Source organism: Telmatospirillum sp. J64-1, assembly GCF_006980715.1.
GTDB classification, from domain to species: Bacteria; Pseudomonadota; Alphaproteobacteria; order Rhodospirillales; family Magnetospirillaceae; genus Oleiliquidispirillum; species Oleiliquidispirillum nitrogeniifigens.
In genome coordinates this window covers 1-26632 of the sequence record NZ_SBHN01000020.1, presented here as the reverse complement: position 1 = coordinate 26632, position 26632 = coordinate 1, and the positions used below count along the sequence as shown (strand labels likewise).

Sequence of the window (26632 nt, the reverse complement as noted above, 5' to 3'; positions counted from 1 at the left end):
AATTTCCTGCCTCGGCAAAGGGTAAAGGCATGAACGACAACGAGATCCGGGTCGGCATTCTGGGCGCCAGCGGTTACACGGGTGCGGAACTGGTGCGCCTGCTGGCGTTGCATCCGACGGCACGCATGGTGGCGCTGACGGCCGACCGCAAGGCGGGCCAGACCATGGCCTCGGTGTTCCCGCATCTGGCCGGGCAGGACCTGCCCAACCTGGTGGCCATCGACGACGTGGATTTCAGCCAGCTCGACGCGATTTTCTGCGCGCTGCCCCATGGCACGACGCAAGAAGTGATCGCGGGCCTGCCCGGCCATCTGAAGGTGGTGGACCTGTCGGCCGATTTCCGCCTCTCCGATACCGGCACTTATGCTCAATGGTACGGCCACGAGCACAAGGCGCCGGACTTGCAGAAGCAGGCGGTCTACGGCCTGACCGAACTGGCCCGCGAGGCGGTCAAGAGCGCGCGGCTGGTGGCCAATCCGGGCTGCTATCCGACCTCGGCCCAATTGCCGCTGATGCCCCTGATCCAGGCCGGCCTGATCGAGGCCGACGAGATCATCATCGACGCCAAATCCTCGGTCTCGGGCGCCGGGCGCGGGGCCAAGGAAGCCAATCTCTATACCGAGGTCTCGACCGGCATCCATGCCTATGGCATCGGCAGCCACCGCCACATGCCCGAGATCGAACAGGGCCTGTCCCAGGCGGCGGGCCGTCCGGTGCAGGTGGCCTTCACGCCGCATCTGATGCCGATGAACCGCGGCATCCTGTCCACCATCTATGTGCGCCTCGCCAAGGATGTTTCGGTCGACGATCTGCGCCAGCACCTGATGCAGACCTATGAAGGCGAGCCCTTCGTGCGGGTGGTGCCGGAAGGCGTGGTGCCTGCGACGCGGCATGTCTACGGGTCGAACCACTGCCTGATGGGCGTCTTCGCCGACCGCCTGCCGGGCCGTGCCATCCTGTGCTCGGTCATCGACAATCTGGTGAAGGGGGCCTCGGGCCAAGCGATCCAGAACTTCAATCTGATGTTCGGCCTGAAGGAAACCGCTGCCCTGGAACAGCAACCTCTCTTCCCGTAAAAAGGACGAAATACAGCCATTGGAGGAATGACGTGAGCGCCCTGATCCTGCCCTTCGGGGGCGTGACCCCCACTTTGCATCCGGAAGCCTTCATCGCGCCCAATGCCGCCGTCATCGGCGACGTGCATGTGGGCGCGGGAAGCTCGATCTGGTTCGGCTGCACGGTGCGCGGTGACGTCAACAAGATCCGCATCGGCGAGCGGACCAATATCCAGGACCATACGGTCGTTCACGTCACCCGGGAAAAGTATCCAACCTATATCGGTTCCGACATCACCGTCGGCCATGGCGCCATTCTTCACGGCTGCGTGCTGGAAGACGGCTGCTTCATCGGCATGGGGGCCACGGTGATGGACGGCGTGGTGGTCGAAAGCGGCGCCATGGTCGCCGCCGGGGCCCTGGTCACGCCGGGCAAGCGGGTCAAGAAAGGTGAGTTGTGGGGCGGCAGCCCGGCCCGCCCCATGCGTCCGCTGACCCAGGCGGAACTGGATTTCTTCCCCGTCTCGGCGGACAATTATTGCGAACTGGCGGCGCAATATCTGCGAGAAGCGCGGGGGCGGTAGGATGAACGGCCCCGATCCGAACGACCCCCATCCCATGAAGGGGTTTCCCCGGGTCGGGTTCCTGAAGGCCTTCATCACCCGGCCCAACATCATCGTCGGCGATTATAGCTATTACGATGATCCGGCAGGGCCGGAACGCTTCCAGGACGAAAACGTCCTCTATCATTACGATTTCATCGGCGACCGGCTGATCATTGGCCGGTTCTGCGCCATCGCCACCGGGGCCAGCTTCATCATGAATGGCGGCAGCCATGCCGTCTCGGGCTTCTCGACCTATCCCTTCCTGATCTTCGGCCAGGGATGGGAGGGGCTGGAACCGGATTTCCCCTATAAGGGCGACACCGTCATCGGCAATGATGTCTGGATCGGGCGCGAGGCCACGATCCTGCCCGGTGTCACGGTCGGGGACGGCGCCATCATCGCCGCCAAGGCCGTCGTGACCGCCGATGTCGCGCCCTATGCCGTGGTCGCCGGGAATCCTGCCCGCGAAGTCCGCCGCCGTTTTCCGGAAGAGGTGGTGGCCGAATTGCAGTCCATCGCCTGGTGGAACTGGGACGCGGCCAAGATCACCCGGAATCTGCAAGCGATTGCCGGTGCAGACCTGAATGCCTTGAGGGCGGCGGCGCGGGAATAGGGGGCTCCAGCCTGGGGTCCGCTTACTCTTCGAGACGGCCCTGTGAGCCGCGCTCTGGAACATCCCTGAGGTCCAGGAGCCTCAGGCTCCTGGCGGGTGCAGGGCGGCGCCCTGCACCCCTTTCCCTCAAAAGTTCACGCCGTCTTGATGTCGCGCAGGAAGTGTTCGACTTCTCCGCGCAGGGAATCGGCGTTCTTCATCAGCTCGTCTGCGGAGTCGTAGACGAGCTGCGCCGATTGACCGGTTTCACTGGCGGCTTGCGAGACGCCGATGATGTTGCTGGAAACCTCGTCGGTTCCGGCGGCCGCCTGCTGGACGTTGCGGGCGATTTCCTGGGTGGCCGCGCCTTGTTCCTCGACCGCCGAGGCGATGGAGGAGGCGATCTCGTTGATCTGGCGGATGATCTTGGCGATATCGCCGATGGCATGCACGGCTTCGGCTGTTTCCTCCTGCACCGACTGGATCTGGCGGGCGATTTCTTCCGTCGCCTTGCCGGTCTGGTTCGCCAGCGATTTCACCTCGTTGGCGACCACCGCGAAGCCCTTTCCGGCCTCGCCCGCACGGGCCGCCTCGATCGTGGCGTTCAGCGCCAGCAGATTGGTCTGGCTGGCGATGTCGGTGATCAGATTGACCACTTCGCCGATCTTCTGCGCGGCACTGGCCAAGCTTTGCACCTTGGCATTGGTGCGTTCGGCCTGTTGGGCGGCTTGATTGGCGATGCTGCTGGACTCGATCACCTGACGCGAGATTTCCCGCACCGAGGACGACAATTCCTCGGCGGCGGCGGCGACGGTCTGCACATTGCTGGAGGCCTGTTCGGCGGCGGCGGCCACGGCGGCGCTGCGTTCGCTGGTGCCGCGGGCGCCGGAGGTCATGCTTTCCGAGGCTTCGTGCAGGTGGCGGACTGAAACGCTGACCGATTGCAGCAGGGCGCTTACTCCGCTGTCGAACTTCCGGGCCAGCTCTTCCATGCGTTGCTGGCGGGCCAGTTTCCGTTCGTTCTCGGCGGCCTGTTCGGCGGCGATGCGGGATCGTTCGATGGCATTGGTCTTGAACACCGCCAGCGCGCGGGCGAGACCGCCGATTTCGTCCTTACGGTCGCTGTCGGTGATCGCGATGCCGTGGTCGCCCTGGGACAGGCGGGTCATGTCGCCGGTGAGGCGGGCCAGGGGGCGGGTGATGCTGCGACTGATCGCCAGGGACGTGCCCAGAACCAGCAGCAGCAGGGCGGCGACACCGCCGCCGAAGCTGATCAGGCGGCTGAAGAAGATGGCATCGACATCGTCGATATAGATGCCGGTACCGACGATCCAGCCCCAGGCGGGAAAGCCCTGGACATAGGACAGTTTGCGCACGGGTTCGGTCACATTGGGCTTGGGCCAGTAATAGAAGACGAAGCCCTGGCCTTTTTCCCGCACGATGGACACGAATTCGCGGAAGAAGTAATTGCCGCGCTTATCCTGCATGTCCGACAGATCCTTGCCCACCAGCGCCGGGGTAAAGGGATGCATCAGCATCTTGTTGCTGGTGGACTGGACCCAGAAATACTCGTTGCCTTCATAGCGCAGGGCTTGGAGCGCCTGCAAAGCCGCCGCCTGGGCTTCTTCCTGGCTCATCTGTCCGGAAGAGGCGAGGGCGTGGTAATGCCCCAGCAGCGAAACCGCCGTTTCCACCAGATGGCGCGTCTTGAGCTCGCGGTCATGCAGCAGGTCCGAACGCAGCAGGAACAGGGCGGTGGCGACCACCGTGACCAGTGCGACTGCAGCAATGGCAATATTTGTCCACAACTTGGACGAGATTCGCATGTCATTGATATGCACAATATCCCCCTAAGAACTGCGCCCTGAAAGGCGCTTATTATGCGCTGTATTCTTGCCGCTTATAGAAAAAGCGCAAGGGGATAGTAGAAAAAAACTTTAGATCACTCTACGGGTGAATACCCTATAAAGTTGAGTATCCCTAAAGTTTCATTGTGCCGCGTCAAGCCGGGGAACGGGCGTGCGGAACCGGGCGAGAAGCTCGGCTTCGCGGGCCTTGGCTTTTTCCACATTGGCCTGCTTGACATGGCCGAAGCCGCGCATCGTCTGGGGCAGGGCGGCGATTTCCACCGCCAGCGCATGGTTCTCGGGGGACAGCCCGGCCAGCAATTCCGCCACCACCTCTTCATATTCGCCGATCAGGCGGCGTTCCATGCGCCGCTCCTCGCTGCGACCGAAGGGGTCGAAGGCGGTGCCGCGTAAGGACTTCATCTTCGCCAGCAGGCCGAAGGCCTTCATCATCCAAGGGCCGAAGCTGGATTTCACCGGCAGGCCGGTATGGGGATCGCGGCGCGAGAAGGCGGGCGGGGCTAGGTGGAATTCCAGCTTGCTCCAGCCGTCCTCGAACTGCTCGGACAGGGCCTTGCGGAAGCTGTCCCCGGCATAGAGGCGGGCGACTTCGTATTCGTCCTTGTAGGACATCAGCTTGAAGGCCGAGCGTGCCACGGCGTCGGTCAGGCCTTCCATCCCCGGCGTGCGGTGCTGCTCGGTTTCGCGGGCATGGTTCACCAGCTTACGGTAGCGGGCAGCCCAGGCTTCGTTCTGGTATTCGACCAGGAAAGCCTCGCGGCGGGCAATGACCTCGTCCAGGCTCTGCGACAGGCGTTGGTCCTCGGGCAGGGAGTCGGCCGGCAGGGCGATCGCTTCGACGGCTGCCGGATCATGGGCGGCGCGGCGGCCCCAGAGGAAGGCCTGGCGGTTGAACTCGATGGCCGTGTTGTTCAGTTCGATGGCCCGCAGGATGGAGGCCTCGGCCAGCGGGATCAGCCCCTTCTGCCAGGCATAGCCGACCAGGAAGAGATTGGTGGCGATGGAATCGCCCATCAGCGCGGAGGCAAGGCGGGTGGCGTCGATGAAATCCACCGCTTCTTCGCCCACGGCTTCAGTGATGGCGCTGCGGATCTTGCGGGTGGGAAAGGCCAGGTCCGGGGTCTGGGTGAAATCGGCCGTGGCGGTCTCATGGGCATTGATGACGGCGCGCGAGAAATCCGTGCGCGTCTTGGCCAGGGCGTCGAAGCTGCCGGCCACCACCATGTCTCCGCCCAGCAGCAGGTTGGCGCCGCCCGCGACGATGCGCACGGCATGGATGGCTTCGGGATCGTCGGCGATGCGCAGATGGCTGATGACCGCGCCGTTCTTCTGGGCCAGCCCGGTCATGTCCAGTACCGAACTGCCTTTGCCCTCGATATGCGCGGCCATGCCCAGCAGGGCGCCGATGGTCACGACGCCGGTGCCGCCGATGCCGGTGATGACGATGCCATAGGGTTCGGCGGCGGAAGGCAGGACCGGTTCCGGCAGGTCATCGAAGCACCGTGCCTTGCCCGCGCCCAGGGCTTCGTGACGGCGCGGCTTGCCGCCATGGACGGTGACGAAGCTGGGGCAGAAGCCCTTCAGGCAGGAAAAGTCCTTGTTGCAGGCCGATTGGTCGATGACCCGCTTGCGGCCGAATTCGGTTTCGACGGGGGCGACGGCGACGCAATTGGACTTGGCACCGCAATCGCCGCAGCCCTCGCAGACCAATTCGTTGATGAAGACGCGCTTGTCCGGGTCGGGCATCTGGCCGCGCTTGCGCCGCCGCCGCTTCTCCGCCGCGCAGGTCTGGTCGTAGATCAGCACCGAAACGCCGGGAACATCGCGCAATTCCAGTTGCAGCCGTTCCAGCTCGTCACGGTGATGGATGCGGGTGCCGGGCGGGAAGGCGGCGCCGAGGGGATATTTGTCGGGCTCGTCCGTGACGACGAGAATGGTCCGCACGCCTTCGTCGTAAACCTGCCGGGCGATGTTGGGCACGGTCAGCGGTTCTTCCAGATGTTGCCCGCCGGTCATCGCCACGGCGTCGTTGAACAGGATCTTGTAGGTGATGTTGACCTTGGCGGCGATGGCGGCCCGGATGGCGAGGCTGCCGGAATGGTAATAGGTGCCGTCGCCGAGATTCTGGAAGACGTGCCGGGTTTCGGTGAAGGGGGCTTGGCCGATCCAGGATGCGCCTTCGCCGCCCATCTGGGTCACCGTTTCGGTATGGCGGTTCATCCAGATCGCCATGTAATGGCAGCCGATCCCGGCCCCGGCGCGCGATCCCTCCGGCACGACGGTCGAGGTGTTGTGCGGGCAGCCGGCGCAGTACCAGGGCAGGCGCTGTACCGAGGCGGGGATGTTCGCCAGCGCCTTTTCCTTGGCATCCAGCCAGTCCAGACGCTGCCTGATGCGGTCGGAACTGTGGAAGCGGGCGATGCGCGCGGCGAGCACGCGGGCGATACGGGCGGGGGTGAGTTCCCCGGCGGAGGGAAGAATCCATTCGCCTTTTTCGTCGAACTTGCCGATCACGCGCGGGCGCACATCCTCGCGCCAGTTGTAGAGCTGTTCCTTGAGCTGGTTCTCGATGACCGCGCGTTTCTCCTCGACCACCAGGATCTCTTCCAGCCCTTCGGCGAAATGGCGGATACCCTCGCGTTCCAGCGGCCAGGACATGCCGACCTTGTAGACCCGCAGGCCGATCTCGGCGGCATGGGCCTCGTCGAGGCCCAGGTCGTCCAGGGCCTGGCGCACATCCAGATAGGCCTTGCCGGTGGTGACGATGCCGAGGCGCGGGCGCGGGCTGTCGATGACTACCCGGTCGATGCGGTTGGCCCGCGCGAAGGCCAGGGCAGCATAGAGCTTGTGCCGCATCAGGCGCAATTCCTGCTCCATCGGGCGGTCGGGCCAGCGGATATGCAGGCCGCCGGGCGGCATCACGAAATCGTCAGGCTCGACCAGGGTCAGGCGGAACGGGTCGATCTGGACGGTGCCCGAGCTTTCCACCGTTTCGGAAATGGTCTTCATGGCGACCCAGCAGCCGGAATAGCGCGACAGGGCCCAGCCGATCAGGCCGTAATCCAGGATTTCCTGGACGCCGGAAGGATTGAGCACCGGGATCTGCGCATCCATCCAGGAATATTCGCTCTGATGGGGCAAGGTCGAGGAGCGGGCGCCATGGTCGTCGCCGGCCAGAAGCAGCACGCCGCCATGGGGCGAGGTGCCGGCGTAATTACCGTGCTTGAATACGTCGCCGCTGCGGTCCACTCCGGGGCCCTTGCCGTACCATAGGGCGAAGACGCCGTCATGCAGGGCGCCGGGCCACAGCCCTACTTGCTGAGTGCCCCAGACATGGGTGGCGGCCAAGTCCTCGTTCAGGCCGGAGACGAAGCGGATCTTCTCGGCTTCCAGGAAGCGCTGCGCCTTGACGATTTCCTTGTCCAGTCCGCCCAGGGGCGAACCGCGATAGCCCGAGATGAAGCCTGCGGTATTCAGTCCCGCCGCGATGTCCCGCTGGTGCTGCAGCATGGGCAGGCGGACCAGGGCCTGGATGCCGGTCATGAAGACCCGCCCCTGTGCCACCACGTATTTGTCGTCGAGGGATATCGCGGCTGCTACGGTCATCGCACATCCTCCCAGTGTATTTCTGTCGTTTTAATAAGACAGTGGGGAGACTCGATTTCGCGCACAATGCGGCCAAAGGTTCGGGGCGAAGAACGCAAGGAACGATCTCCATTTCCCCTGTGCCCTGCTTGGTTGTTCCACGCATGGGCGAGTCTTGGAAAGCTTGTTTCCCTTTCCCCGGGCGCCTCAGCCGAAAGGCGGGGATGGGAACCCAACCGGGGCGCCGGGCGTTCAGAAAGGAGAGGATTTCCCGACAGGAGGAACAGTCATGCGATTCTCCCTGCTCGCCAGTACCGTGCTGGCCGCCAGCGTTGCCTGGAGCGGGCTTGCCGCCGCCCAGGGAACGACCGTGGAGCGAGGCCCCCAGACGATCGAGGATCCGGGACAATCGGCAGACGAGGCCCGCGAACGGCAGATGCGCGATTCCCCGCAGGAGACCCAGGAGCAGGCGATCACCCAGCAGCGTTCCTCCGACCAGCAGCCGCCGGCCGTGGAGCCGCCGCCCGGGGAAGGGCCGCCTGCCGGCCAAGCCGGTCAGCTTTCTCCCGATGCGCAGGAATTGATCGGCCGCGAGGCGGTGGGTAGCGATGGCGTGCAACTCGGCCAAGTCGCCGACGTGCTGGTCGGCCCGGACGGCAATGTGGAAGCCGTGCTGGTCGATCGCGGTGGCTTCCTGGGCCTCGGCGCCACGCAGGTGGCAGTCGACTGGCAATTGGTGACGGTCCCCGAAGGCGGGGATCAGGTGGTGATCGGCATGACCGAGGATCAGGTGGCGAACCTGCCCGAGCATGAACGCTGAGCCGGGGTGCAAAAAGGGAAGGGGCCCGCGGGCCCCTTCTTCAGTTCTTACTTACGCATAGGCCCAAACCAGCAGCGCCACGCCCAGGATCAGGCGGTAGACCACGAAGGGCGTCATGCTGAAGCGCTTCAGCCAGGCCATCATCAGGGCCAGGGCGATATAGGCCGAGATGAAGGCGAAGACCGCGGCCAGGGCGGCATCCAGTTGCAAGGCCACATCGCGCGAATTCCAGATCTCATAGCCCATCAAGGTCCCGGCGGCCGCCGTGGTCGGGATGGAAAGCAGCATCGAGAAGCGCGCCGCCTGGGTACGGTCGAAGCCCAGGAAGCGGGCGGCGGTCATGGTCACGCCCGAACGGCTTGTGCCGGGGATGAGGGCCAGGATCTGGGCGAAGCCGATCACCCAGGCATGGCGCATGCGCATGCCTTCGACCGCCAACTCGGTGCGGCCGATGCGGTCGGCGACATAAAGCAATATCCCGAAGAACAGGGTCGCCCAGGCAACCACGGCAACGCTGCGCAGGCCGTCGCCGATGACGACCTTGTAGGCCAGCCCGGCGAGGATGACGGGCAGGGTGGCAAGGATCACCAGCCATGCAAGGCGCGCACCCTCGTCACGGTGGCCGCCGAGGAAGCGCACGGCACCGCGCGCCATATGCCAGCTGTCCCGCCAGAAATACAGGACCACGGCGGCCAGGCTGCCGATATGGACGGCGACGTCCAGTTCCAGTCCCTGGTCGACGCTGCCGTTGATGGCGGGAATGAGAATGAGATGGCCGGAAGAACTGATGGGAAGGAATTCGGTAACGCCCTGGACGATTGCCAGTACGATGAGTTCAAGAGGGGTCATTGGCGCTCCGTCGGCAGCTCGGCTGGGCAGAATGCCTTGTTGCCGTTAACAGATGCCCCTTGCATAGCAGAAATAAACGCCTCAGGAGTATAATTCCTTGGAAATTTAATATTTCCGACTGGATAAAGGAAAGAGCGGAAAAGGAGATTTCTCTACCGAGAAGACTATCTCCGATTTATTCCACTCTGTCTCCTTCTGTCAGAAATGCTGGTCGCGGGCCACTTCCACATCCGACATATAGATGATGCCGGTGCGGTCGGTTAGGAGTTTCAGGCCCTGTTCCATGAGACGGTGGGCCTGGTCCTGGCTGGTGATGACGATGATCATGGCATTGGCCAATGCTCCCGACAGATCGGTTTCCCCGCGTTCGCCGGTATGTCCCTTGCCAGACAAATGGGGCAGCATTGTGTAGCCGGTGACGCCAAGCTTTTCGATCAGATGCAGCATGGGCCGGACCATGGGCTGTTCGAGAATGATCTCGACCCGCTTTTTCTTGAAGGTTTCCATCGCGCCTTCCTCAGCCAAACAACCAGGTTGCCGCCGCCAGATAGACCGGAATGCCGATGACGACGTTGAAGGGGAAGGTTATCGCCAAGGCCAGGGTGACGTAAACGCCCGGATCGGCCTTGGGCACCGCCAGGCGCATCGCCGCCGGCACGGCGATATAGGAGGCAGAGGCTCCCAGCACGGCCAGCAGCGTGGCGCCGCCCACCGACAGGCCCAGCAGCCAGGCCATGCAGAGGCCGGCCAGGGCGCCGACCAGGGGCATGTACAGGCCGAAGGCCAGAACCATGCCGCCGCCCAGTTTGCTGGCCCGCAGGCGGCGCGAGGCGACAAGGCCCATTTCCAGCAGGAACAGGCAGAGCACACCCTTGAAGGGATCGAGCATGAAGGCGCCCACGGCGTCCATGCCCCGGTCGCCGGTGGTCCAGCCGATCAGGAAGCCGCCGACCAGCAGCACCACGCTGCCGTTGACGAAGATCTCGCGCAGCACCTCGCCCGACATCTGGGGATTGTCGCCCGCCAGGCCGCCGCCGTCCTTGCTGGCGCCGCGCCGGGCCAGCAGCAGGCCGCTGACGATGGCCGGGGTTTCCATCAGCGCCATCATGGCGACCAGATGACCCTCGAAGGGAATACCCTGGCTGTTGAGGAATTCGGTGGCGGTGACGAAGGTGACGACGCTGATCGAACCGTAATGGGCCGCAACCGCCGCCGCCGTTTCCCGTTTCATCAGCGTGGTGGCGCGCAGCAGGAAATAGGCCAGGAAGGGCAGCAGGAAGCTCAAGGCGACGGCGGCCAGCAGCGACAGCGCCACATTCAGCCCGAAGCCGGCATGGGAGAGCTTGACGCCGCCCTGGAAGCCGATCGAGGCCATCAGATAGATCGCCAAGCCCTTGCTGATGGCTTCGGGAATTTCCAGGTCCGAGCGCAATTGCGCCGCGATGAAGCCCAAGGCGAAGAACAGCACCATGGGCGTCAGCAGATTGCCCATGGCGACCGAGATTACGTCACCCAACGTCAGTCCTCCTGGGGTGAAAGATGGTCGAGAAGGGCCTGTGCCGCCACCGAGACCTGACGCCCGGCCGGCCAGACCAGATACCATTGCTTGAGGATCGGGAAATCCTCGACGTCCAGTTCCACCAATTCGCTGATGCCGTGGATGGCATGGCGGGACATCACGGCGAGGCCCAGCCCGCCCATCACGCCCTGCTTGATCGCCTCGTTGCTGCCCAGTTCCATGCGCAGGCGCGGATGCAGGCCGCGATCCTCGAAGAAGCGTTCCATGGCATTGCGCGTGCCCGAGCCCGTTTCGCGCATCAGGAAGGGTTCCTGCATCACCCGCTCAAGACTCTGGCGTCCCTGTCCGGCCAAGGGATGGCCGGCGGGCGCGACCACCACCAGCGGATTGGCGAGGAAGGGCCGGGTGACGACTTCGGGGTCCTGGGGCGGTTGGCCGAAGACATAGAGGTCGTCATGATTGTTCCGCAGGCGGTCGAGGACGCGGTCGCGCTGGATCAGTTCCAGCGTCACTGCGATGCCTGGATAGGCATTGCAGAAGGGGCCCAGCAGGCGCGGCAGGAAATATTCCGCCGTGGTCACCGCCGCGATGCGCAAGCTGCCGCGCTTGACGCCCTTGATATCGTCCAGGGTCATCTCGAAGTGGTCGATGCTGTCGAAGACCTCGCGGCACATACGGTGCAGGGCGCGTCCCGCCTCGGTCAGGTAGACCTTCTTGCCCACCTGCTCGAACAGCGGCAGGCCGACCGAATCGCTGATCTTCTTGACCTGCATGGACAAGGTGGGTTGAGTCAGGGACATCTCCTCGGCGGCACGTGAGAAGCTGCCGTGGCGGGCGATGGCGTCGAAGACGCGTAATTGACGGAAGGTGGCATGGCGCATGGCGGATCTTATAGATGATCCTCTATGGAACGTATAGAACGAATGATACTTGTTTATCCTTTAACCAGTCCCTGCTGACAGCATGAGGACGAGCGACGGGAGCCGGCTCATGCCGTTACGGGCAATCATCTTCGACGTCGATGGCACTTTGGCCGAGACGGAGGAGGCCCACCGCCGGGCTTATAACCTCACCTTTGCCGCCATGGGGCTGGGCTGGGTGTGGGACCGGCCCTTGTACAAGCGGCTTCTGGGCGTGGCTGGCGGCTGCGAGAGGCTGCGCCATTGGCTATCCGAAGCCCATCCCGGCCTGCTGGCCGAGGATCCGGGCCTGGTCGACGCCATCCATCGCGCGAAGACAGCCCGTTTCCTGGACATGGTCCGGGCCGACGAAGTCGCCTTCCGTCCCGGCGTGCGCCGCCTGATCGCCGAAGCGGCCGAGGCCGACCTGCGCCTGGCGGTGGCGACGGCGACCAGCCGGGTCAATATCGAGGCCCTGCTGAAGAATCTCGGGCCGCTGGGCGAATGCTTCACCGTGCTTGCCACGGGCGAGGATTCGCCGCGCAAGAAGCCCGCCCCGGACGTCTATCTCGCTGCCTTGTCCCGCCTCGGCCTGCCGCCGCAATCCTGTCTCGCGCTGGAGGATTCCCATGTCGGCCTGACGGCGGCGCGTGCCGCCGGGCTGACCTGCGTGGTGACGGTCAGCGCCTGGAGCGAGGGCGAGGATTTCACCGCCGCCACCGCCGTCCTCAGCGACCTGGGCGAGCCCGAACGGCCCTTCAACGCCGTCGAGGGCGAAACCCACGGCAAGTCCTGGGCCGATCTCGACCTGCTGCGCCGCTGGCATGGCGCCGCTTTGAACCAGGGACGGCGCTCGGCGTAAGGAAAGGGCGGGGGCGGGACGGTTTCCCGAAGTTATCAATCAGGACTCTATCGCGCCGCCTTTCCTGTGGCATAAGGGGCCACCCGCGCCACAGGAGCCCAGTCAGGCATGATTCGTTTCGACAATATCAGTAAGCAGAACGGCCACCGTATTCTCTTCTTCGAGGCCTCTGCCGCGCTCAACAGGGGCGAAAAGGTCGGCCTCGTCGGTCCTAATGGCGCCGGCAAGACCACGCTGTTCCGGATGATCACCGGGGAAGAGCTGCCGGATGACGGCCAGGTGGCGGTCGAGAAGCAGGTCTCGATCGGCTATTTCAACCAGGATGTCGGCGAAATGTCCGGCCGTAGCGCGGTCGCGGAAGTGATGAACGGCGCCGGGCCGGTCAGCGAGGTGGCGGCGGAATTGGCCGAACTCGAAGCGGCCATGTGCGATCCCGACCGCGCCGACGACATGGAGACCATCCTCGAACGTTACGGCGAAGTGCAGGCGCGTTTCGAGGAATTGGGCGGCTATGAGCTGGAGGGAAAAGCGCGGGAAGTGCTCGCCGGGCTCAGCTTCAGCCAAGAGATGATGGACATGGACGTGGGCGCGCTGTCGGGCGGCTGGAAGATGCGCGTGGCGCTCGCCCGCATCCTGCTCATGCGGCCCGACGCCATGCTGCTTGACGAGCCGAGCAACCACCTGGACCTCGAAAGCCTGATCTGGCTGGAGGAATTCCTGAAGGGCTATGACGGGGCGCTGCTGATGACCTCGCATGACCGCGAGTTCATGAACCGGATCGTCACCAAGATCATCGAGATCGACGAAGGATCGCTGAACAGCTATTCCGGCGATTATGCCTTCTACGAGCAGCAACGGGCGTTGAACGAGAAGCAGCAGCAAGCGCAGTTCGAGCGGCAGCAGGCGATGCTGGCGAAGGAACTGAAGTTCATCGAGCGCTTCAAGGCCCGCGCCTCGCATGCCAGCCAGGTTCAGAGCCGGGTGAAGAAGCTGGACAAGATCGAGCGCTTCGAGCCGCCGAAGCGCCGCCAGGTCGTCGCCTTCGACTTCCCGCCCGCCCCGCGCTCGGGCGAGGATGTCGCGGTCCTGAAGAATGTGCACAAGGGCTATGGCAGCCGGACCATCTATCAAGGGCTGGACCTGACCATCCGCCGCAAGGAGCGTTGGTGCGTCATGGGCGTCAACGGCGCGGGCAAGTCGACCCTCCTGAAGCTGGTGGCGGGCGCGACCGAACCGGATGCCGGGACCGTCGCCGTCGGCGGCAGCGTCAAGATGGGCTATTTCTCGCAGCACGCCATGGAAGTGCTCGATGGCGACCGCACCGTGTTCGAATCGCTGGAAGATGCTTTTCCGCAGGCGAACCAGGGCTCGCTGCGGGCGCTTGCGGGCTGCTTCGGCTTCTCGGGCGACGACGCGGAAAAGAAATGCCGCGTCCTCTCGGGCGGCGAAAAGGCTCGCCTCGTGATGGCGATCATGCTCTACAACCCGCCGAACTTCCTGGTGCTGGACGAACCGACCAACCACCTCGACCTTGACACCAAGCAAATGCTGATCTCGGCGCTGGATTCTTACGAAGGCACCATGCTCTTCGTGTCGCACGACCGCCATTTCCTGGCGCGACTGTCCAACCGGGTGCTGGAACTGACCCCCGACGGCATCCACCAATATGGCGGCGGCTACACGGAATACGTGGCCCGCACCGGACAGGAGGCACCGGGGCTGCGGAGCTGATCGGGCGGCGGGAGAGTTAGAACCCAAAACCTTGGTGTCTTTGTGCCTTGGTGGCTTTCAGCGGCAGGAAAAAACCACCAAGACACGAAGGCACCAAGAGGCCGGTTTCGAGGACGTTTTCTTTAGCAAAATGCGGAAAAACACCCATAGCTCGGGCTTTCCCGTCATCCCCGCGAAAGCGGGGATCCAAGTTGGGGCAACGCTGAGGTTTTGCCGCAAGATATTGACTGGTGGATGCATGGATTCCCGCTTTCGCGGGAATGACGAGACTTTTCCGCAGACTGTTACAGCGTTTGCTGTTGATGCCATCCGCTGACGCGGACGGGGTGACATGATATGCCGCGCACCGGTCAAGCCTTGGTGCGCGGCATATCCGCAGTCTTTCTTACGAACAGCCCGAGGTGCTGCCGCAGGTGTCGCACTTCATGCAGGTGCCGTTGCGGACCAGGGTGAAGTTGCCGCATTCGCCGCAGGCGTCGCCCTCATAGCCCTTGAGGCGGGCTTCGCGGATGCGTTCGCTGCGGGTGTCGACTTCCTCTTCGATCAGCAATTCGGTGCTTTCTTCCAGGGCGATGGCGGTGGCGCCTTCGACCAGGGAGGTCTCGATGCTGGTCTGCGAGGTGCTGGTCGTGGTGGTCTTGCCCGCGCCGTTGCGGCCCTTCAGCACATAGAGGTTGCTGCGGACATAGCCCTTCGAGGTCAGGCGTTCGACCACCGCACCCAGGGCGGCTTCCTGGCTCGACAGCGTGGCTTCGGCGGTGGTGCCGCGGCCGACGGTGTCGGGCATCAGGTCGCCGGGTTCGACATGGGCCAGATCGGTGCGGCCGAGATAGGAGATGGCGAGTTCGCGGAAGATGTAGTCCAGGATAGACGTGGACATCTTGATCGTCTCGTTGCCCTCGACCATGCCCGACGGATCGAAGCGGGTGAAGGTAAAGGCCTCGACATATTCCTCCAGCGGCACGCCGTATTGCAGGCCGATCGACACGGCGATGGCGAAGTTGTTCATCATGGCGCGGAAGGCGGCGCCTTCCTTGTGCATGTCGATGAAGATCTCGCCGACCTTGCCGTCTTCGTATTCGCCGGTGCGCAGATAGACCTTGTGGCCGCCGACGATAGCCTTCTGGGTGTAGCCCTTGCGGCGGTCGGGCAGCTTGCGGCGCTTCTGGACGATGCGCTCGACCACGCGCTGGGCGACGATCTCGGCCCGCGCGGCGGCGGGGGCCTCGGCCACTTCCTCTTCCAGCGTCTCGTCGTCGATCAGCGAGGATTGCAGCGGCTGGCTGAGCTTCGAGCCGTCACGGTAGAGGGCGTTGGCCTTCAGGCCCAGGCGCCAGGACAGCATGTAGGCGTCCTTGCAGTCCTCGACGCTGGCGGCGTTGGGCATGTTGATGGTCTTGGAGATGGCGCCCGAGATGAAGGGCTGCGCGGCGGCCATCATCTTGATGTGGCTGTCCACCGACAGGAAGCGCTTGCCCTTGCGGCCGCAGGGATTGGCGCAGTCGAAGACCGGCAGATGCTCGTCCTTGAGGAAGGGTGCGCCCTCCAGTGTCATGGCGCCGGTGACATAGGTGTTGGCTTCCTCGATCTGGGCCTTGGTGAAGCCCAGAGCGGACAGCATGTCGAAGTTGAAGTCGTTCAGCTGCGCCATGGTGAAGCCCAGCACCTCGGTGCAGAAGCTTTCGCCCAGGGTGAAGCGGTTGAAGGCGAACTTGATGTCGAAGGCGCTGGCGGCGGCGGCCTCGGCCTTGGCGATCACCTCGGGGGTGAAGCCCTTGGCGGCCAGGCTTTCCGGATTGATGTGCGGAGCGCCGGTCAGGGTGCCGTGGCCGACCGCATAGCGGATGATCTCCTCGATATCGGTCTGGCTGTAGCCCAGGGTGCGCAGGGCTTCGGGCACCATGCGGTTGATGATCTTGAAATAGCCGCCGCCGGCCAGCTTCTTGAACTTCACCAGGGCGAAGTCGGGCTCGATGCCGGTGGTGTCGCAATCCATCACCAAGCCGATCGTGCCGGTCGGCGCGATCACCGTGGCCTGGGCGTTGCGGTAGCCGTGTTCCTCGCCCAGGGCAAGGGCCTGGTCCCAGGCCTTGCGGGCTGCCGCCACCAGCACGTCGTCGGGGCAGTTGGCGCCGTCCAGCGGCACCGGCGGGATGCTCAGGCCTTCATAGCCCGAGGTCAGGCCATAGGCGGCGCGGCGATGGTTGCGGATGACGCGCAGCATGTGGTCGCGGTTGGGCGCGAAGCCGGGGAAGGCGCCCAGTTCGCCCGCCATCTCGGCCGAGGTGGCGTAGGAGATGCCAGTCATCAGCGCGGTGATGGCGGCGCAATAGGCGCGGCCCGCGTCGCTGTCATAGGGCAGGCCCGAGGTCATCAGCAGGCCGCCGATATTGGCGAAGCCCAGGCCCAGCGTGCGGTATTCATAGGACAGGCGGGCGATCTGCTCGGACGGGAACTGGGCCATCAGCACCGAGATTTCCAGCACCACGGTCCACAGGCGGCAGGCATGCGAGAAGGCTTCGATGTCGAAGCTGCCGTCCGCGCGGCGGAAGGCGATCAGGTTCAAGGACGCCAGATTGCAGGCGGTGTCGTCCAGGAACATGTATTCCGAGCAGGGATTCGAGGCGTTGATGCGCCCCGAGGCCGGGCAGGTGTGCCACTCGTTGATGGTGGTGTCGTACTGCAGGCCCGGATCGGCGCAGGCCCAGGCGGCTTCGCCGATCTGCTCCCACAGGTCGCGGGCCTTGATGGACTTGGCCACCTTGCCGTCGGTGCGGCGGATCAGGTTCCAGTCGCCGTCGTCGAGGACCTTCTGCAGGAACTCGTTGGTCACGCGCACCGAATTGTTGGAATTCTGCCCCGAGACGGTGAGATAGGCCTCGGAATCCCAGTCGGTGTCCAGCACCGGGAAATTGATCTCGGTGAAGCCCTGGCGGGCGAACTGGATGACGCGCTGGATGTAGTTTTCCGGGATCATCGCCTTGCGGCCGGCGATGATGGCCTTCTTCAGCGCCTTGTTGACCTTGGGATCGTAGCGGTCTTCGCCATCGGCTGCGCCGTCCCAGTTGCGGATGGCGGCCATCACCTCGTTGAGGTGCTTGTTGGCGAGCTTCGAGCCGGCCACCAGGGCGGCGACCTTCTGTTCCTCGACCACCTTCCAGCTGATATAGGCCTCGATATCGGGATGGTCGATGTCGACGGTGACCATCTTGGCGGCGCGGCGGGTGGTGCCGCCCGACTTGATGGCACCGGCGGCGCGGTCGCCGATCTTGAGGAAGCTCATCAGGCCCGAGGACTTGCCGCCGCCGGCCAGACGCTCGCCTTCGCCGCGCAGACGCGAGAAGTTGGTGCCGGTGCCCGAGCCGTATTTGAACAGGCGCGCCTCGCGTACCCACAGGTCCATGATGCCGCCTTCGTTGACCAGGTCGTCCTGGATCGACTGGATGAAGCAGGCATGGGGCTGGGGATGTTCGTAGGACGAGGCCGAACGGGTCAGCTCGCCGGTGATATAGTCGACGTAGTAATGGCCCTGGCTGGGACCATCGATGCCATAGGCCCAGTGCAGGCCGGTGTTGAACCATTGCGGCGAGTTCGGCGCGCCCATCTGCTGGCACAACATGTAGCGCATTTCGTCGAAGAAGGCCTGGGCGTCTTCTTCATCGGTGAAATAGCCGCCCTTCCAGCCCCAATAGGTCCAGGTGCCGGCCAGACGGTCGAAAACCTGCTTGGCGCTGATCTCGCCGCCGAAACGTTCTTCTTCCGGGAAGTCGGCCAGGGCTTCGGTGTCGGCCTCGCGGCGCCACAGCCATTCCGGCACGCCTTCCTCGGGAACGGGCTTGAGCAGGGCGGGAATGCCGGCCTTGCGGAAATATTTCTGCGCTAGGACATCACAAGCCACTTGCGACCAATCGGCCGGAACCTCTATGCCCGTCTGGCTGAAGACGACCGAGCCATCTGGGTTGCGAATCTCACTCGTCGCGCTGCGAAAGGTAATGTCGGCGTAGGGCGAGACACCGGCGCGGGTATAGTGGCGAGTGATCCGCATAGAAGCTACCTCTTGTGCGAGTGGCTGAAATTCAGGCAGGAAAAATCATGGCGCCGCAGCGCGGGCATCTACGGGATGGGGCGCAGCAACGAAGGGGTAAGCTAAGCCAAGCTCCGGCGTCGCGCAACCACATTTTGACGACGTTACGCATCCGTAACACATTATATAGTATTTGAGCTAAAAGGGGATTGACGCCGGGAAAGGCTTGGAATTTCCAGGATTTAGCGCAAGGGCGCGCGGCGCACTGGACGGTCGCCCGTGCTTTTGCCATATTCCGGCACCACCCATACTCGTAGCCGTGGAGAAGACCTATGAGCATCGGCACGCGTCTGTTCACCTGGATCAAGGGCCAGCTGGTCGGCACCGACTCGCTGGGCAACCGATATTATACTGAACGCCATGCTCCCAAAGGGCGCCGGCCCAAGCGCTGGGTCGTCTTCGCCGGCGAAGCCGAAGCTTCGACCGTGCCGCCCGAATGGCATGCCTGGCTGCATTACACCACCGAGCATCCGCTGACCGAAAAGGCGGCGAAGGCTGCGGAATGGCAGAAGCCCCACGTGCCCAACCTGACCGGCACCCCGGCCGCCTATCTGCCGCCGGGCCATGACCTGCGCGGCGGCCAGCGCGAGCGTTCGGCGGCCGATTACGAGGCGTGGCGTCCCTGACCGCGCCGCTAGCGGCTTGGGGTGTGGACGTCGGGGATCGTGAATGAGGGGGCAAGGGCGGTGGTGAGCATGGCACGGAACAGCGAAGCGATCATCGGTGCCGTGGTGCTGGCGGCGGGCGCTTTCCTGTTATGGGCGGTCTTCACCACCGGCCAGCTGTTCGGCGGCGGCAATGATGGCTATCACGTCACCGCCCGTTTCAACCGCACCGACGGATTGGTGCGGGGAAGCGAGGTCCGCCTGGCCGGCATGGAGGTCGGCCGCGTCGTCGGCGAAAGGCTCGACGACCGCTTCCGCGCCATCCTGACCCTGCGCCTGGCGCCGGGCATCGAACTGCCCCGCGACACGGCGGCGGCGATCCATACCGACGGCCTGCTGGGAAGCAAGTTCATCGAATTGCAGCCCGGCGGCGACGAGGAGAACATCCCCCCCGGCGGCGAGATCTTCTATACCCAGGATGCCGTGGTGTTGCAGGACCTGCTGGAAATGATCGTGGCCGAAGCGCGTGCCCGGCGGGGCATGGACAGCGAAGAGGAGACGGCGCCGGAAGGGGCCGGGCAGTGATGAGCAGGAACCTTATCGAAACCATCATGGGCGGCGTGGTGCTGCTGGTCGCGGGCTATTTCCTGGTCTTCGCCTATAGCCATGCCGATCTGCGCGCGGTGCAGGGCTACGAGCTGGAAGCCCATTTCGCCCGCGTCGGCGGGCTGGATGTGGGCTCGGACGTGCGCATCAACGGCATCAAGGTCGGCACCGTCATGTCCCAAAGCCTGGACCCCAGGACCTTCGACGCGGTTGTCCGCATGTCGATCCGTCCCGACATCCAGTTGCCGACGGATACCGTGGCCGCCGTGGCCAGCGAGGGGCTGATGGGCGACCGCTTCATCCGCCTCGATCCCGGCCGTGCCAGCGAAACCATCGCCGCCAACGGCCGTATCGAGCGCACCCGCGATTTCCGGGCCTTGGAAGAAATGGTCGGCGAGATCATCTTCATGGCGACCGAACCCGCCGGTAGCAACCGCCAGCCCGCTCCGGCGGCCCCGGCGCCGCAGACCGAAGGGCTGGGCGGCGGTGCCTTCGGGTCCGGTTTGTTCGATTGAGTTGGCAAAAGAGATCCGGCCTCCGTCCAGGTCCCTGAAGCTCATTTCTTTCCTACCGGCTCCCGCGCAGGCGGGGGCGGCGTTTCTGCCGAAAAAAAGCCTGTTTTCCGTGGAAGGATCGCAGGGAATCCCGCTTTCGCGGGATTGACGGAAGGACGGAGGGCCGCAGGACAAGGCCCGGATCGTCGATGTCGAGGAATAGAGGATATCCATGAACAGCAAACTTGCCGTCACCCTGACAGCCTTCAGCTTGCTGGCCATGCCGGCGGCGGCCCGGGCCGCTGACATGCCGATGGATATCGCTGTCCTTCAGGCCCTGGACAAGGCCACGGCGCGCGTGCAGAAGCTGAGGGTTCCGGTGGGCGAGGCGGTGCGCTTCGGCACCTTGCAGATCATCGCCCGCACCTGCCGCGAGCGGCCGCCGGAAGAGCAGCCGGAAAGCGCCGTCTTCCTGGATGTCTGGGAAAGCCGCCAGGGCGAGGCCGCCGAAGGCGTGTTCCGGGGCTGGATGTTCGCCTCCAGCCCGGGCCTTTCGGCGATGGAACACCCGGTCTACGATATCTGGGTGATCGGCTGCGAAAGCGCCTCTTCCCAGTCGCAATCCAATTCGCAATAGAAGGTCGCCCGCCCGTCCATGGCGCGGGCGAGTTGCTGCAGATAGGCGTGACGGCTGATTTCCCGCGCGCCGAAGCGTTCCAGATGCTCGGTGACGAACTGGGTGTCGAGCAGGGTATAGCCGCCGCGCCGCAGCCTTGCCACCAGATGGACCAGGGCGACCTTGCTGGCGTCTGTGGCGCGCGAGAACATGCTTTCGCCGAAAAAGGCCGTGCCGAGGGACAGGCCGTAGAGCCCGCCCACCAACTCGCCGTCGCGCCAGCTTTCCACCGAATGGGCGAGGCCCAGCATGTGCAGCTCGCAGAACAGCCGCACGATCTCGTCATTGATCCAGGTGTCGCTGCGATCGGCGCTGGGCTCGGCGCAAAGGCGCATGACCTGCTCGAAGGCGGTGTCGCAGCGCACCTCGAAGATGCCGCGCCGCAGGGTCTTGCGCAGGGAGCGGGGCAGGTGGAAGTTGTCCAGCGGCAGCACGCCGCGCTGGTCCGGATCGATCCAGTACAGCTTGTCGTCTTCGCGCGAACGGGCCATCGGGAAGATGCCCGAGGCATAGGCGCGCAGCAGCAGTTCCGGCGTCAGGGGGCGCATCGGACCGCGCCCCCCCGGCCGGATGACGGCAGGGCTATTTCTTCAGCCCCATGAACTTTTCCAGCCAATGGATGTCGTACTCGCCATTGACGAAGTCGTTCTCGACGATCAGGCGCTGATGCAGCGGAATGGTCGTCTGTACGCCTTCGATCACATATTCGCCCAGGGCGCGCCGCAGCCGCATCAGGCATTCGTTGCGGCTGGTGCCGTGGACGATCAGCTTGGCGATCATGCTGTCGTAATGCGGAGGCACCCGATAGCCCGAATACAGGCCGGAATCCACCCGCACGCCCAAGCCGCCCGGAGCGTGATAGCCGCCGACACGGCCGGGACTCGGAGCAAAGGTCTCGGGGTTTTCTGCGTTGATACGGCATTCGATGGCGTGACCGGAGAAACGGATATCCGCCTGCGTGTAGCCCAGCGGAGCGCCGGCGGCGACACGGATCTGCTCGCGGACGAGATCGATGCCGCTGATGGCCTCGGTCACCGGGTGTTCCACCTGCAGGCGGGTGTTCATCTCAATGAAGTAGAACTCGCCGTTCTCGTACAGGAATTCAAGGGTCCCGGCGTTCCGATAGCCTAACTTGCGGATAGCGTCACAGGCAATCTGGCCGATACGCGCGCGCGCCTCGGCGTTCAGGGCGGGAGAGGGGGCCTCTTCCAGGACCTTCTGGTGCTTGCGCTGGAGCGAGCAGTCGCGCTCGCCCAGATGCACCACATTGCCGAAGCCGTCGGCCAGGATCTGGATTTCGATATGGCGCGGCTTCTGGAGATACTTCTCCATGTAGACGTCGGGATTGCCGAAGGCGGCCTTGGCCTCCTGGCGGGCCAGGCGCCAGGATTCACGCAGCTCCTCGGCGGAGTTGGCGACCTTCATCCCCTTGCCGCCGCCGCCCGCCGTCGCCTTGATCAGCACGGGATAGCCGATCTCGCCGGCCACGCGCAGGGCTTCCTCTTCGCTGGACAGGGCGCCGGCCGAGCCGGGGACGCAAGGCAGCCCGGCCGCCTCGGCCGCCTGCTTGGCGGTGATCTTGTCGCCCATCATGCGGATATGGTCGGCGCTGGGACCGATGAAGGTGAAGCCGTGTTCCTCGACCATCTGGGCGAAGTCGGCATTCTCGGACAGGAAGCCGTAGCCGGGATGGATCGCATCGGCGTTGGTGATGGTCGCCGCCGACAGGATGGCCGCCTTGTTCAGGTAGCTGTCGCGGGCCGAGGCCGGGCCGATGCAGACCGATTCATCGGCCAGGCGCACATGCATGGCGTCAGCGTCGGCAGTGGAATGGACCGCGACCGTGCGGATACCCATCTCGCGGCAGGCGCGGTGGATACGCAGCGCGATTTCGCCCCGGTTGGCGATCAGGACCTTTTCGAACATGCGTTCGGTGCTCACTCGATGATCAGCAGGGGCTCGCCGAATTCGACCGGATGGCCGTCGGACACCAGGATGCGGCTGACCTTGCCGCCGCGCGGGGCGCGGATCGGGTTGAAGGTCTTCATGGCCTCGATCAGCAGCAGGGTCTGGCCTTCGGAAACGGTGTCGCCGACATTGACGAATTGCGGCGCGCCGGGTTCGGAAGCCAGATAGACCACGCCGACCATGGGCGAGGCGACCGCGCCCGGATGCTTCGACAGGTCTTCGACCGACGCGGCCGGAGCGGCGGCGGCGGCCGGAGCCGCGGCGGGGGCGGCGATGGTGACCGGCGCGGCCGGGGCGGCGCCGCGGGCGACGCGGATACGCAGCGAACCGGTATCGTATTCGATCTCGGTCAGATTGGTTTCGTCGAGCAGGCCAGCGAGCGCGCGGACCAGTTCACTATCGATCGGAGTGTTAGCCATTATGCCTCTTCTGATCCCGCAGAAGGCGGGCAAGCGCGTCCATGGCCAGGATGTAGCCATGGCTGCCGAAGCCGCAGATCATGCCGCGTGCCGCCTTGGAGATGTAGGAATGGTGGCGGAAGGGGTCCCGCTGATGAATGTTTGAAAGATGGACCTCGATGGCCGGCAGGCCGCTGGCGAGCAGCGCATCGAGGATGGCGACCGACGTATGGGTATAGGCGCCGGCATTGATGATGATGCCGTCCTGGTCCAGCCGTGCTTCCTGGATCCAATCCACCAGCACGCCTTCATGGTTGCTCTGGCGGAAATCGACGGCAACCTCCAGCGTCTCGCCATGCGAGCGGCAGGAGGCCTCGACATCGGCCAGGGTTTCCGAGCCGTAGATTTCCGGCTGGCGGGTGCCCAACATGTTGAGGTTGGGTCCGTTGAGGATAAGGATCTTGGGAGTCACGCGAAGGCCCGGTTTGTTGGTACGGATCGCCATGGACGGTCGTTATAGCACGGGCATGGCGTGGTGCAACCGCGATAGCGGATTTTCGCTTCACTTCCCCGGAAAGGGAATCCGGCCGAGGGCGTTGCATGGCCGGGCCGCGCATACCATACTAACGCCCTTTCCGGCCCCATTGTCGGCCCAAGAACGTCCACCTCTGATCGGAATAGTATTATGCGTGTCACCATCAATGGCGAAGAACGCGTCATTAACGCCCCCGCGACCGTGGAAGCCCTGCTCGGCCAGATCGGGATCGATGCCGGCAAGGTCGCGGTCGAGCGCAACCTGGAAATCGTGCCGCGCTCGGCTTATGGGCAGGTCCAGGTGAACGAGGGGGATCGCTTCGAGATCGTCCACTTCATCGGCGGCGGTTCGGCGGCGGTGACCGGGGATGACGCCTTGGTCGTGGCGGGGCGGCGCTTCAATTCGCGCCTGCTGGTCGGCACCGGCAAGTACAAGGATTTCGAGGAGACGGCCCGGGCCATCAAGGCGTCGGGCGCCGAGATCGTGACCGTGGCGGTGCGCCGGGTCAATCTGTCCGATCCCTCGCAGCCCATGCTGGTCGATTACGTCAGTCCCAAGGAATACACCTTCCTGCCCAACACGGCGGGCTGCTATACCGCCGAGGAAGCGGTGCGCACCCTGCGCCTGGCGCGCGAGGCCGGCGGCTGGGACCTAGTGAAGCTCGAGGTGCTGGGCAACCAAGCCAATCTCTATCCCGACATGGTCGAGACGCTGAAGGCAGCCGAGATGCTGGTCCGCGAGGACTTCAAGGTAATGGTTTATTGCTCGGACGATCCGATCATGGCCAAGAGGCTGGAAGACCTGGGCTGCTGCGCCATCATGCCGCTGGCCGCGCCCATCGGTTCGGGCCTGGGCATCCAGAACCCGGTCAATATCCGCATGATCATCGAACAGTCCAAGGTGCCGGTGCTGGTGGATGCCGGCGTGGGCACGGCCTCGGATGCCGCCGTGGCCATGGAACTGGGCTGCGACGGGGTGCTGATGAACACCGCCATCGCCGAGGCGAAGGACCCGATTCGCATGGCGCAGGCCATGAAGCTGGCGATCGAATCCGGACGTTTGGCCTATCTCGCGGGACGCATGCCCAAAAAGTCATATGCCGACCCGTCTTCACCGCTCGCCGGGATGATATAGAAGTCTTTGATTTTATTGGTCGTTTTCTGGGGTCGCTGAAAAAAAATCGAAGGTGATAAAAAATCAGCTTTTCTTTAGCGAAGAAGGGCGTATATAGCGATCCCAGACGTACCGCGCACGTGCCTCTGACCTTCCATGGTTACGTAACGACGTCCAAGGCGTTCCCCTGAAGTCGTCGGCTTGCCGGCAGCCCCGGAGGAAGTGGCTATGTTCGCGATATCTCTAGACGCTTGGGCGTCTTGTTCCGCCTTTGCACATGATGCAAAGGATGGTTGCGGCGAGGATAAGACGAAATCCTCGCACGGCTACATGCGGCTTTTGGGCCGCCGTAATCCCCACTCCAGTCTAAGGACGGCCTCCTAGGCGATCGCCTTAGGGGACCCCGCGTCCCGCGATTCCACACCTTTTTGTTGAACCGCTCGTGTACGAAAGGAGTACGCGATGACCGAGAAGATTGCCCGTTTTTTGGCGGAGCGACGTCCGGCGACGCCTTGCGTTGTCATTGATCTGGATGTGGTCCAGGAAAACTACGAAGCCCTGCGGCATTACTTGCCGCTGGCACAGATTTACTATGCCGTGAAGGCCAATCCGGCGCCGGAGATCCTGCGCCGCCTGACCGATCTCGGCTCCAGCTTCGACTGTGCCAGCCGCCCGGAAATCGAGTATGTCCTCTCGGCCGGTGCCACCGTCGACCGTGTCTCCTTCGGCAACACGATCAAGAAGGAACGCGACATCGCCTGGGCCTATGAGCAGGGCGTGCGCCTCTATGCCTTCGACAGCGAGGCGGAACTCGAGAAGCTGGCCCGTTCGGCTCCCGGTTCGCGCGTCTTCTGCCGCATCCTGATGCAGTGCGAAGGCGCCGAATGGCCGCTGTCGCGCAAGTTTGGCTGCGAAGTCGATATGGCCAAGGAACTGCTGATCCGTGCCCGTGACATGGGCCTGGAGCCCTATGGCGTGTCCTTCCATGTGGGGTCGCAGCAGACCGACCTGTCCCAGTGGGACGTGGCCGTCGGCAAGACCCAGATGCTGTTCACCGAGCTGAATGCGGCCGGTATCGAACTGAAGATGGTCAATCTGGGCGGCGGCTTCCCGGCGCGTTACCGCGACGAAGTCAACAGCATCGACGCCTATGCCGATGCCGTGATGCATGCCATGACCAATCATTTCGGCAACCGCCTGCCGCAGATGATCATCGAGCCCGGCCGTTCGATGGTCGGCGATGCCGGCGTGCTAGAAGCCGAAGTGGTGCTGATCTCGCGCAAGAGCTTCGACGAGGACTCCCGCTGGGTCTATCTTGACGTGGGCAAGTTCGGCGGCCTGGCCGAAACCATGGACGAGGCCATCAAGTACCGCATCCTGACGCCCCATGACGGCGGCGACACGGGTCCGGTGATCCTGGCCGGTCCGACCTGCGATTCGGCCGATATCCTGTACGAGAAGGCCGGCTACGAGATGCCGCTGAACCTGCAGGTCGGCGACCGCGTGCGCATCCTGTCCACCGGCGCCTACACCACCACCTATTCGGCGGTGAACTTCAACGGCTTCGCGCCGTTGCAGGCCCACTACATCTGATCCGGTCCCGGGCGGCAGTTTCTAGGAATTGCCGCCTGGACTGGGCGCTTATTCATCCTTCGAGACGGCCCTTCGGGCCTCCTCATGCTGGAGACCTTTGCGCGGGGGAGGATCGGCCTTTTAGGTGGCAAATCGAGGCTGCTTTGCCCTTAACAAAACCGCCGCCAGAGCTTGA

At 64.1% G+C, this 26632-nt stretch carries 23 protein-coding genes; 12 read left to right on the top strand and 11 right to left on the bottom strand.

Going from position 1 to position 26632, the window contains the following annotated elements; translation table 11 throughout:
• The first annotated feature begins 29 nt into the window (after nt 1-29).
• The 3 genes from argC to EPD66_RS24760 are packed head-to-tail and all read left to right on the top strand — an operon-like array spanning nt 30 to nt 2273.
• Complete coding sequence (argC, locus tag EPD66_RS17560) at nt 30-1076, top strand: N-acetyl-gamma-glutamyl-phosphate reductase (RefSeq protein ID WP_142849814.1); 1047 nt, start codon at nt 30-32, stop codon at nt 1074-1076.
• 32 nt (nt 1077-1108) lie between these two features.
• The gene (locus EPD66_RS17555; RefSeq protein ID WP_142849813.1) at nt 1109-1639 is read left to right on the top strand and encodes a gamma carbonic anhydrase family protein; all 531 of its coding nucleotides are present in this window, start codon (nt 1109-1111) and stop codon (nt 1637-1639) included.
• Between the two features lies 1 nt (nt 1640).
• Nucleotides 1641-2273 carry a CatB-related O-acetyltransferase gene (locus EPD66_RS24760; protein ID WP_142849812.1) on the top strand — a complete coding sequence of 211 codons (633 nt, stop codon included), beginning with the start codon at nt 1641-1643 and terminating at the stop codon, nt 2271-2273.
• A gap of 134 nt (nt 2274-2407) precedes the next feature.
• Here EPD66_RS24760 and EPD66_RS17545 read toward each other — a convergent pair whose 3' ends face one another.
• Complete coding sequence (locus EPD66_RS17545) at nt 2408-4060, bottom strand: methyl-accepting chemotaxis protein (RefSeq protein ID WP_255448555.1); 1653 nt, start codon at nt 4058-4060, stop codon at nt 2408-2410.
• 180 nt (nt 4061-4240) lie between these two features.
• Nucleotides 4241-7726, bottom strand: a complete 3486-nt coding sequence (locus EPD66_RS17540) for an indolepyruvate ferredoxin oxidoreductase family protein (RefSeq protein ID WP_142849811.1) — start codon at nt 7724-7726, stop codon at nt 4241-4243.
• 268 nt (nt 7727-7994) lie between these two features.
• Here EPD66_RS17540 and EPD66_RS17535 point away from each other — a divergent pair, with 268 nt between their 5' ends.
• Nucleotides 7995-8525 carry a PRC-barrel domain-containing protein gene (locus tag EPD66_RS17535; RefSeq protein WP_142849810.1) on the top strand — a complete coding sequence of 177 codons (531 nt, stop codon included), beginning with the start codon at nt 7995-7997 and terminating at the stop codon, nt 8523-8525.
• Between the two features lie 51 nt (nt 8526-8576).
• Here EPD66_RS17535 and EPD66_RS17530 read toward each other — a convergent pair whose 3' ends face one another.
• The 4 genes from EPD66_RS17530 to EPD66_RS17515 all read right to left on the bottom strand — a co-directional run bounded on the left by EPD66_RS17530 (nt 8577) and on the right by EPD66_RS17515 (nt 11774).
• Nucleotides 8577-9374: an undecaprenyl-diphosphate phosphatase gene (locus EPD66_RS17530; RefSeq protein ID WP_142849809.1), complete on the bottom strand. Its 798-nt coding sequence runs from the start codon at nt 9372-9374 to the stop codon at nt 8577-8579.
• Nucleotides 9375-9572: 198 nt separating this feature from the next.
• Nucleotides 9573-9881: a hypothetical protein gene (locus EPD66_RS17525; RefSeq protein ID WP_142849808.1), complete on the bottom strand. Its 309-nt coding sequence runs from the start codon at nt 9879-9881 to the stop codon at nt 9573-9575.
• Nucleotides 9882-9891: 10 nt separating this feature from the next.
• On the bottom strand, nt 9892-10890 hold the full coding sequence (locus tag EPD66_RS17520; RefSeq protein WP_142849807.1) for a sodium-dependent bicarbonate transport family permease: 999 nt from the start codon (nt 10888-10890) through the stop codon (nt 9892-9894).
• Between the two features lie 2 nt (nt 10891-10892).
• Entirely contained in the window at nt 10893-11774 is an 882-nt protein-coding gene (locus EPD66_RS17515) for a LysR family transcriptional regulator (protein WP_142849806.1), read from the bottom strand.
• A gap of 109 nt (nt 11775-11883) precedes the next feature.
• Here EPD66_RS17515 and EPD66_RS17510 point away from each other — a divergent pair, with 109 nt between their 5' ends.
• A complete protein-coding gene (locus EPD66_RS17510; RefSeq protein WP_142849805.1) occupies nt 11884-12654 on the top strand; it encodes an HAD-IA family hydrolase in 771 nt (256 codons plus the stop codon).
• Nucleotides 12655-12762: 108 nt separating this feature from the next.
• Entirely contained in the window at nt 12763-14385 is a 1623-nt protein-coding gene (locus tag EPD66_RS17505; protein WP_142849804.1) for an ABC-F family ATP-binding cassette domain-containing protein, read from the top strand.
• A gap of 385 nt (nt 14386-14770) precedes the next feature.
• On the opposite strand, the gene EPD66_RS17500 is transcribed toward EPD66_RS17505, so the two are convergent.
• Nucleotides 14771-18430 (bottom strand): vitamin B12-dependent ribonucleotide reductase, encoded by a 3660-nt coding sequence (locus tag EPD66_RS17500; protein ID WP_142849803.1) that lies wholly within the window; start codon nt 18428-18430, stop codon nt 14771-14773.
• Between the two features lie 311 nt (nt 18431-18741).
• Between EPD66_RS17500 and EPD66_RS17495 the strand changes: the two genes are divergently transcribed.
• From EPD66_RS17495 to EPD66_RS17480, 4 genes are all read left to right on the top strand, one after another.
• Nucleotides 18742-19095: an NADH:ubiquinone oxidoreductase subunit NDUFA12 gene (locus tag EPD66_RS17495; RefSeq protein ID WP_142849802.1), complete on the top strand. Its 354-nt coding sequence runs from the start codon at nt 18742-18744 to the stop codon at nt 19093-19095.
• A 69-nt stretch (nt 19096-19164) separates the two neighbouring features.
• Nucleotides 19165-19659 (top strand): outer membrane lipid asymmetry maintenance protein MlaD, encoded by a 495-nt coding sequence (locus EPD66_RS17490; protein WP_142849801.1) that lies wholly within the window; start codon nt 19165-19167, stop codon nt 19657-19659.
• On the top strand, nt 19659-20195 hold the full coding sequence (locus EPD66_RS17485) for an outer membrane lipid asymmetry maintenance protein MlaD (protein WP_142849800.1): 537 nt from the start codon (nt 19659-19661) through the stop codon (nt 20193-20195). The genes EPD66_RS17490 and EPD66_RS17485 overlap by 1 nt, the downstream gene beginning before the upstream one ends.
• Nucleotides 20196-20406: 211 nt before the next feature.
• Complete coding sequence (locus EPD66_RS17480; RefSeq protein WP_142849799.1) at nt 20407-20811, top strand: DUF2155 domain-containing protein; 405 nt, start codon at nt 20407-20409, stop codon at nt 20809-20811.
• Here EPD66_RS17480 and aat read toward each other — a convergent pair.
• From aat to aroQ, 4 genes are read right to left on the bottom strand one after another with little or no spacing between them, the layout of a single operon-like run.
• Nucleotides 20748-21398, bottom strand: a complete 651-nt coding sequence (gene aat / locus EPD66_RS17475) for a leucyl/phenylalanyl-tRNA--protein transferase (protein ID WP_142849798.1) — start codon at nt 21396-21398, stop codon at nt 20748-20750. The two genes, EPD66_RS17480 and aat, sit on opposite strands and share 64 nt — an antisense overlap.
• A 34-nt stretch (nt 21399-21432) precedes the next feature.
• Complete coding sequence (accC, locus tag EPD66_RS17470; protein WP_142849890.1) at nt 21433-22776, bottom strand: acetyl-CoA carboxylase biotin carboxylase subunit; 1344 nt, start codon at nt 22774-22776, stop codon at nt 21433-21435.
• An 11-nt stretch (nt 22777-22787) separates the two neighbouring features.
• Nucleotides 22788-23237: an acetyl-CoA carboxylase biotin carboxyl carrier protein subunit gene (locus EPD66_RS17465; RefSeq protein ID WP_142849797.1), complete on the bottom strand. Its 450-nt coding sequence runs from the start codon at nt 23235-23237 to the stop codon at nt 22788-22790.
• Nucleotides 23230-23721 carry a type II 3-dehydroquinate dehydratase gene (gene aroQ / locus EPD66_RS17460; protein WP_142849796.1) on the bottom strand — a complete coding sequence of 164 codons (492 nt, stop codon included), beginning with the start codon at nt 23719-23721 and terminating at the stop codon, nt 23230-23232. The genes EPD66_RS17465 and aroQ overlap by 8 nt, the downstream gene beginning before the upstream one ends.
• Nucleotides 23722-23901: 180 nt before the next feature.
• Between aroQ and thiS the strand changes: the two genes are divergently transcribed.
• Both thiS and EPD66_RS17450 read left to right on the top strand, forming a co-directional pair.
• On the top strand, nt 23902-24885 hold the full coding sequence (gene thiS, locus EPD66_RS17455; protein ID WP_142849795.1) for a sulfur carrier protein ThiS: 984 nt from the start codon (nt 23902-23904) through the stop codon (nt 24883-24885).
• 441 nt (nt 24886-25326) lie between these two features.
• Nucleotides 25327-26457 (top strand): type III PLP-dependent enzyme, encoded by a 1131-nt coding sequence (locus EPD66_RS17450; RefSeq protein ID WP_142849794.1) that lies wholly within the window; start codon nt 25327-25329, stop codon nt 26455-26457.
• The last annotated feature ends 175 nt before the right edge of the window (nt 26458-26632 follow it).

Excerpts from the sequence above, each read along its gene's own strand:
- EPD66_RS17450 (WP_142849794.1), top strand. The coding sequence starts at position 25,327 with ATGACCGAGAAGATTGCCCGTTTTTTGGCGGAGCGACGTCCGGCGACG.
- EPD66_RS17515 (WP_142849806.1), bottom strand. The coding sequence starts at position 11,774 with ATGCGCCATGCCACCTTCCGTCAATTACGCGTCTTCGACGCCATCGCC.
- thiS (WP_142849795.1), top strand. The coding sequence starts at position 23,902 with ATGCGTGTCACCATCAATGGCGAAGAACGCGTCATTAACGCCCCCGCG.
- EPD66_RS17495 (WP_142849802.1), top strand. The coding sequence starts at position 18,742 with ATGAGCATCGGCACGCGTCTGTTCACCTGGATCAAGGGCCAGCTGGTC.
- EPD66_RS17490 (WP_142849801.1), top strand. The coding sequence starts at position 19,165 with ATGGCACGGAACAGCGAAGCGATCATCGGTGCCGTGGTGCTGGCGGCG.
- EPD66_RS17535 (WP_142849810.1), top strand. The coding sequence starts at position 7,995 with ATGCGATTCTCCCTGCTCGCCAGTACCGTGCTGGCCGCCAGCGTTGCC.
- accC (WP_142849890.1), bottom strand. The coding sequence starts at position 22,776 with ATGTTCGAAAAGGTCCTGATCGCCAACCGGGGCGAAATCGCGCTGCGT.
- EPD66_RS17480 (WP_142849799.1), top strand. The coding sequence starts at position 20,407 with ATGAACAGCAAACTTGCCGTCACCCTGACAGCCTTCAGCTTGCTGGCC.
- argC (WP_142849814.1), top strand. The coding sequence starts at position 30 with ATGAACGACAACGAGATCCGGGTCGGCATTCTGGGCGCCAGCGGTTAC.
- EPD66_RS17500 (WP_142849803.1), bottom strand. The coding sequence starts at position 18,430 with ATGCGGATCACTCGCCACTATACCCGCGCCGGTGTCTCGCCCTACGCC.
- EPD66_RS17505 (WP_142849804.1), top strand. The coding sequence starts at position 12,763 with ATGATTCGTTTCGACAATATCAGTAAGCAGAACGGCCACCGTATTCTC.
- EPD66_RS17525 (WP_142849808.1), bottom strand. The coding sequence starts at position 9,881 with ATGGAAACCTTCAAGAAAAAGCGGGTCGAGATCATTCTCGAACAGCCC.
- aat (WP_142849798.1), bottom strand. The coding sequence starts at position 21,398 with ATGCGCCCCCTGACGCCGGAACTGCTGCTGCGCGCCTATGCCTCGGGC.
- aroQ (WP_142849796.1), bottom strand. The coding sequence starts at position 23,721 with ATGGCGATCCGTACCAACAAACCGGGCCTTCGCGTGACTCCCAAGATC.
- EPD66_RS17485 (WP_142849800.1), top strand. The coding sequence starts at position 19,659 with ATGAGCAGGAACCTTATCGAAACCATCATGGGCGGCGTGGTGCTGCTG.
- EPD66_RS17510 (WP_142849805.1), top strand. The coding sequence starts at position 11,884 with ATGCCGTTACGGGCAATCATCTTCGACGTCGATGGCACTTTGGCCGAG.
- EPD66_RS17540 (WP_142849811.1), bottom strand. The coding sequence starts at position 7,726 with ATGACCGTAGCAGCCGCGATATCCCTCGACGACAAATACGTGGTGGCA.
- EPD66_RS17465 (WP_142849797.1), bottom strand. The coding sequence starts at position 23,237 with ATGGCTAACACTCCGATCGATAGTGAACTGGTCCGCGCGCTCGCTGGC.
- EPD66_RS24760 (WP_142849812.1), top strand. The coding sequence starts at position 1,641 with ATGAACGGCCCCGATCCGAACGACCCCCATCCCATGAAGGGGTTTCCC.
- EPD66_RS17530 (WP_142849809.1), bottom strand. The coding sequence starts at position 9,374 with ATGACCCCTCTTGAACTCATCGTACTGGCAATCGTCCAGGGCGTTACC.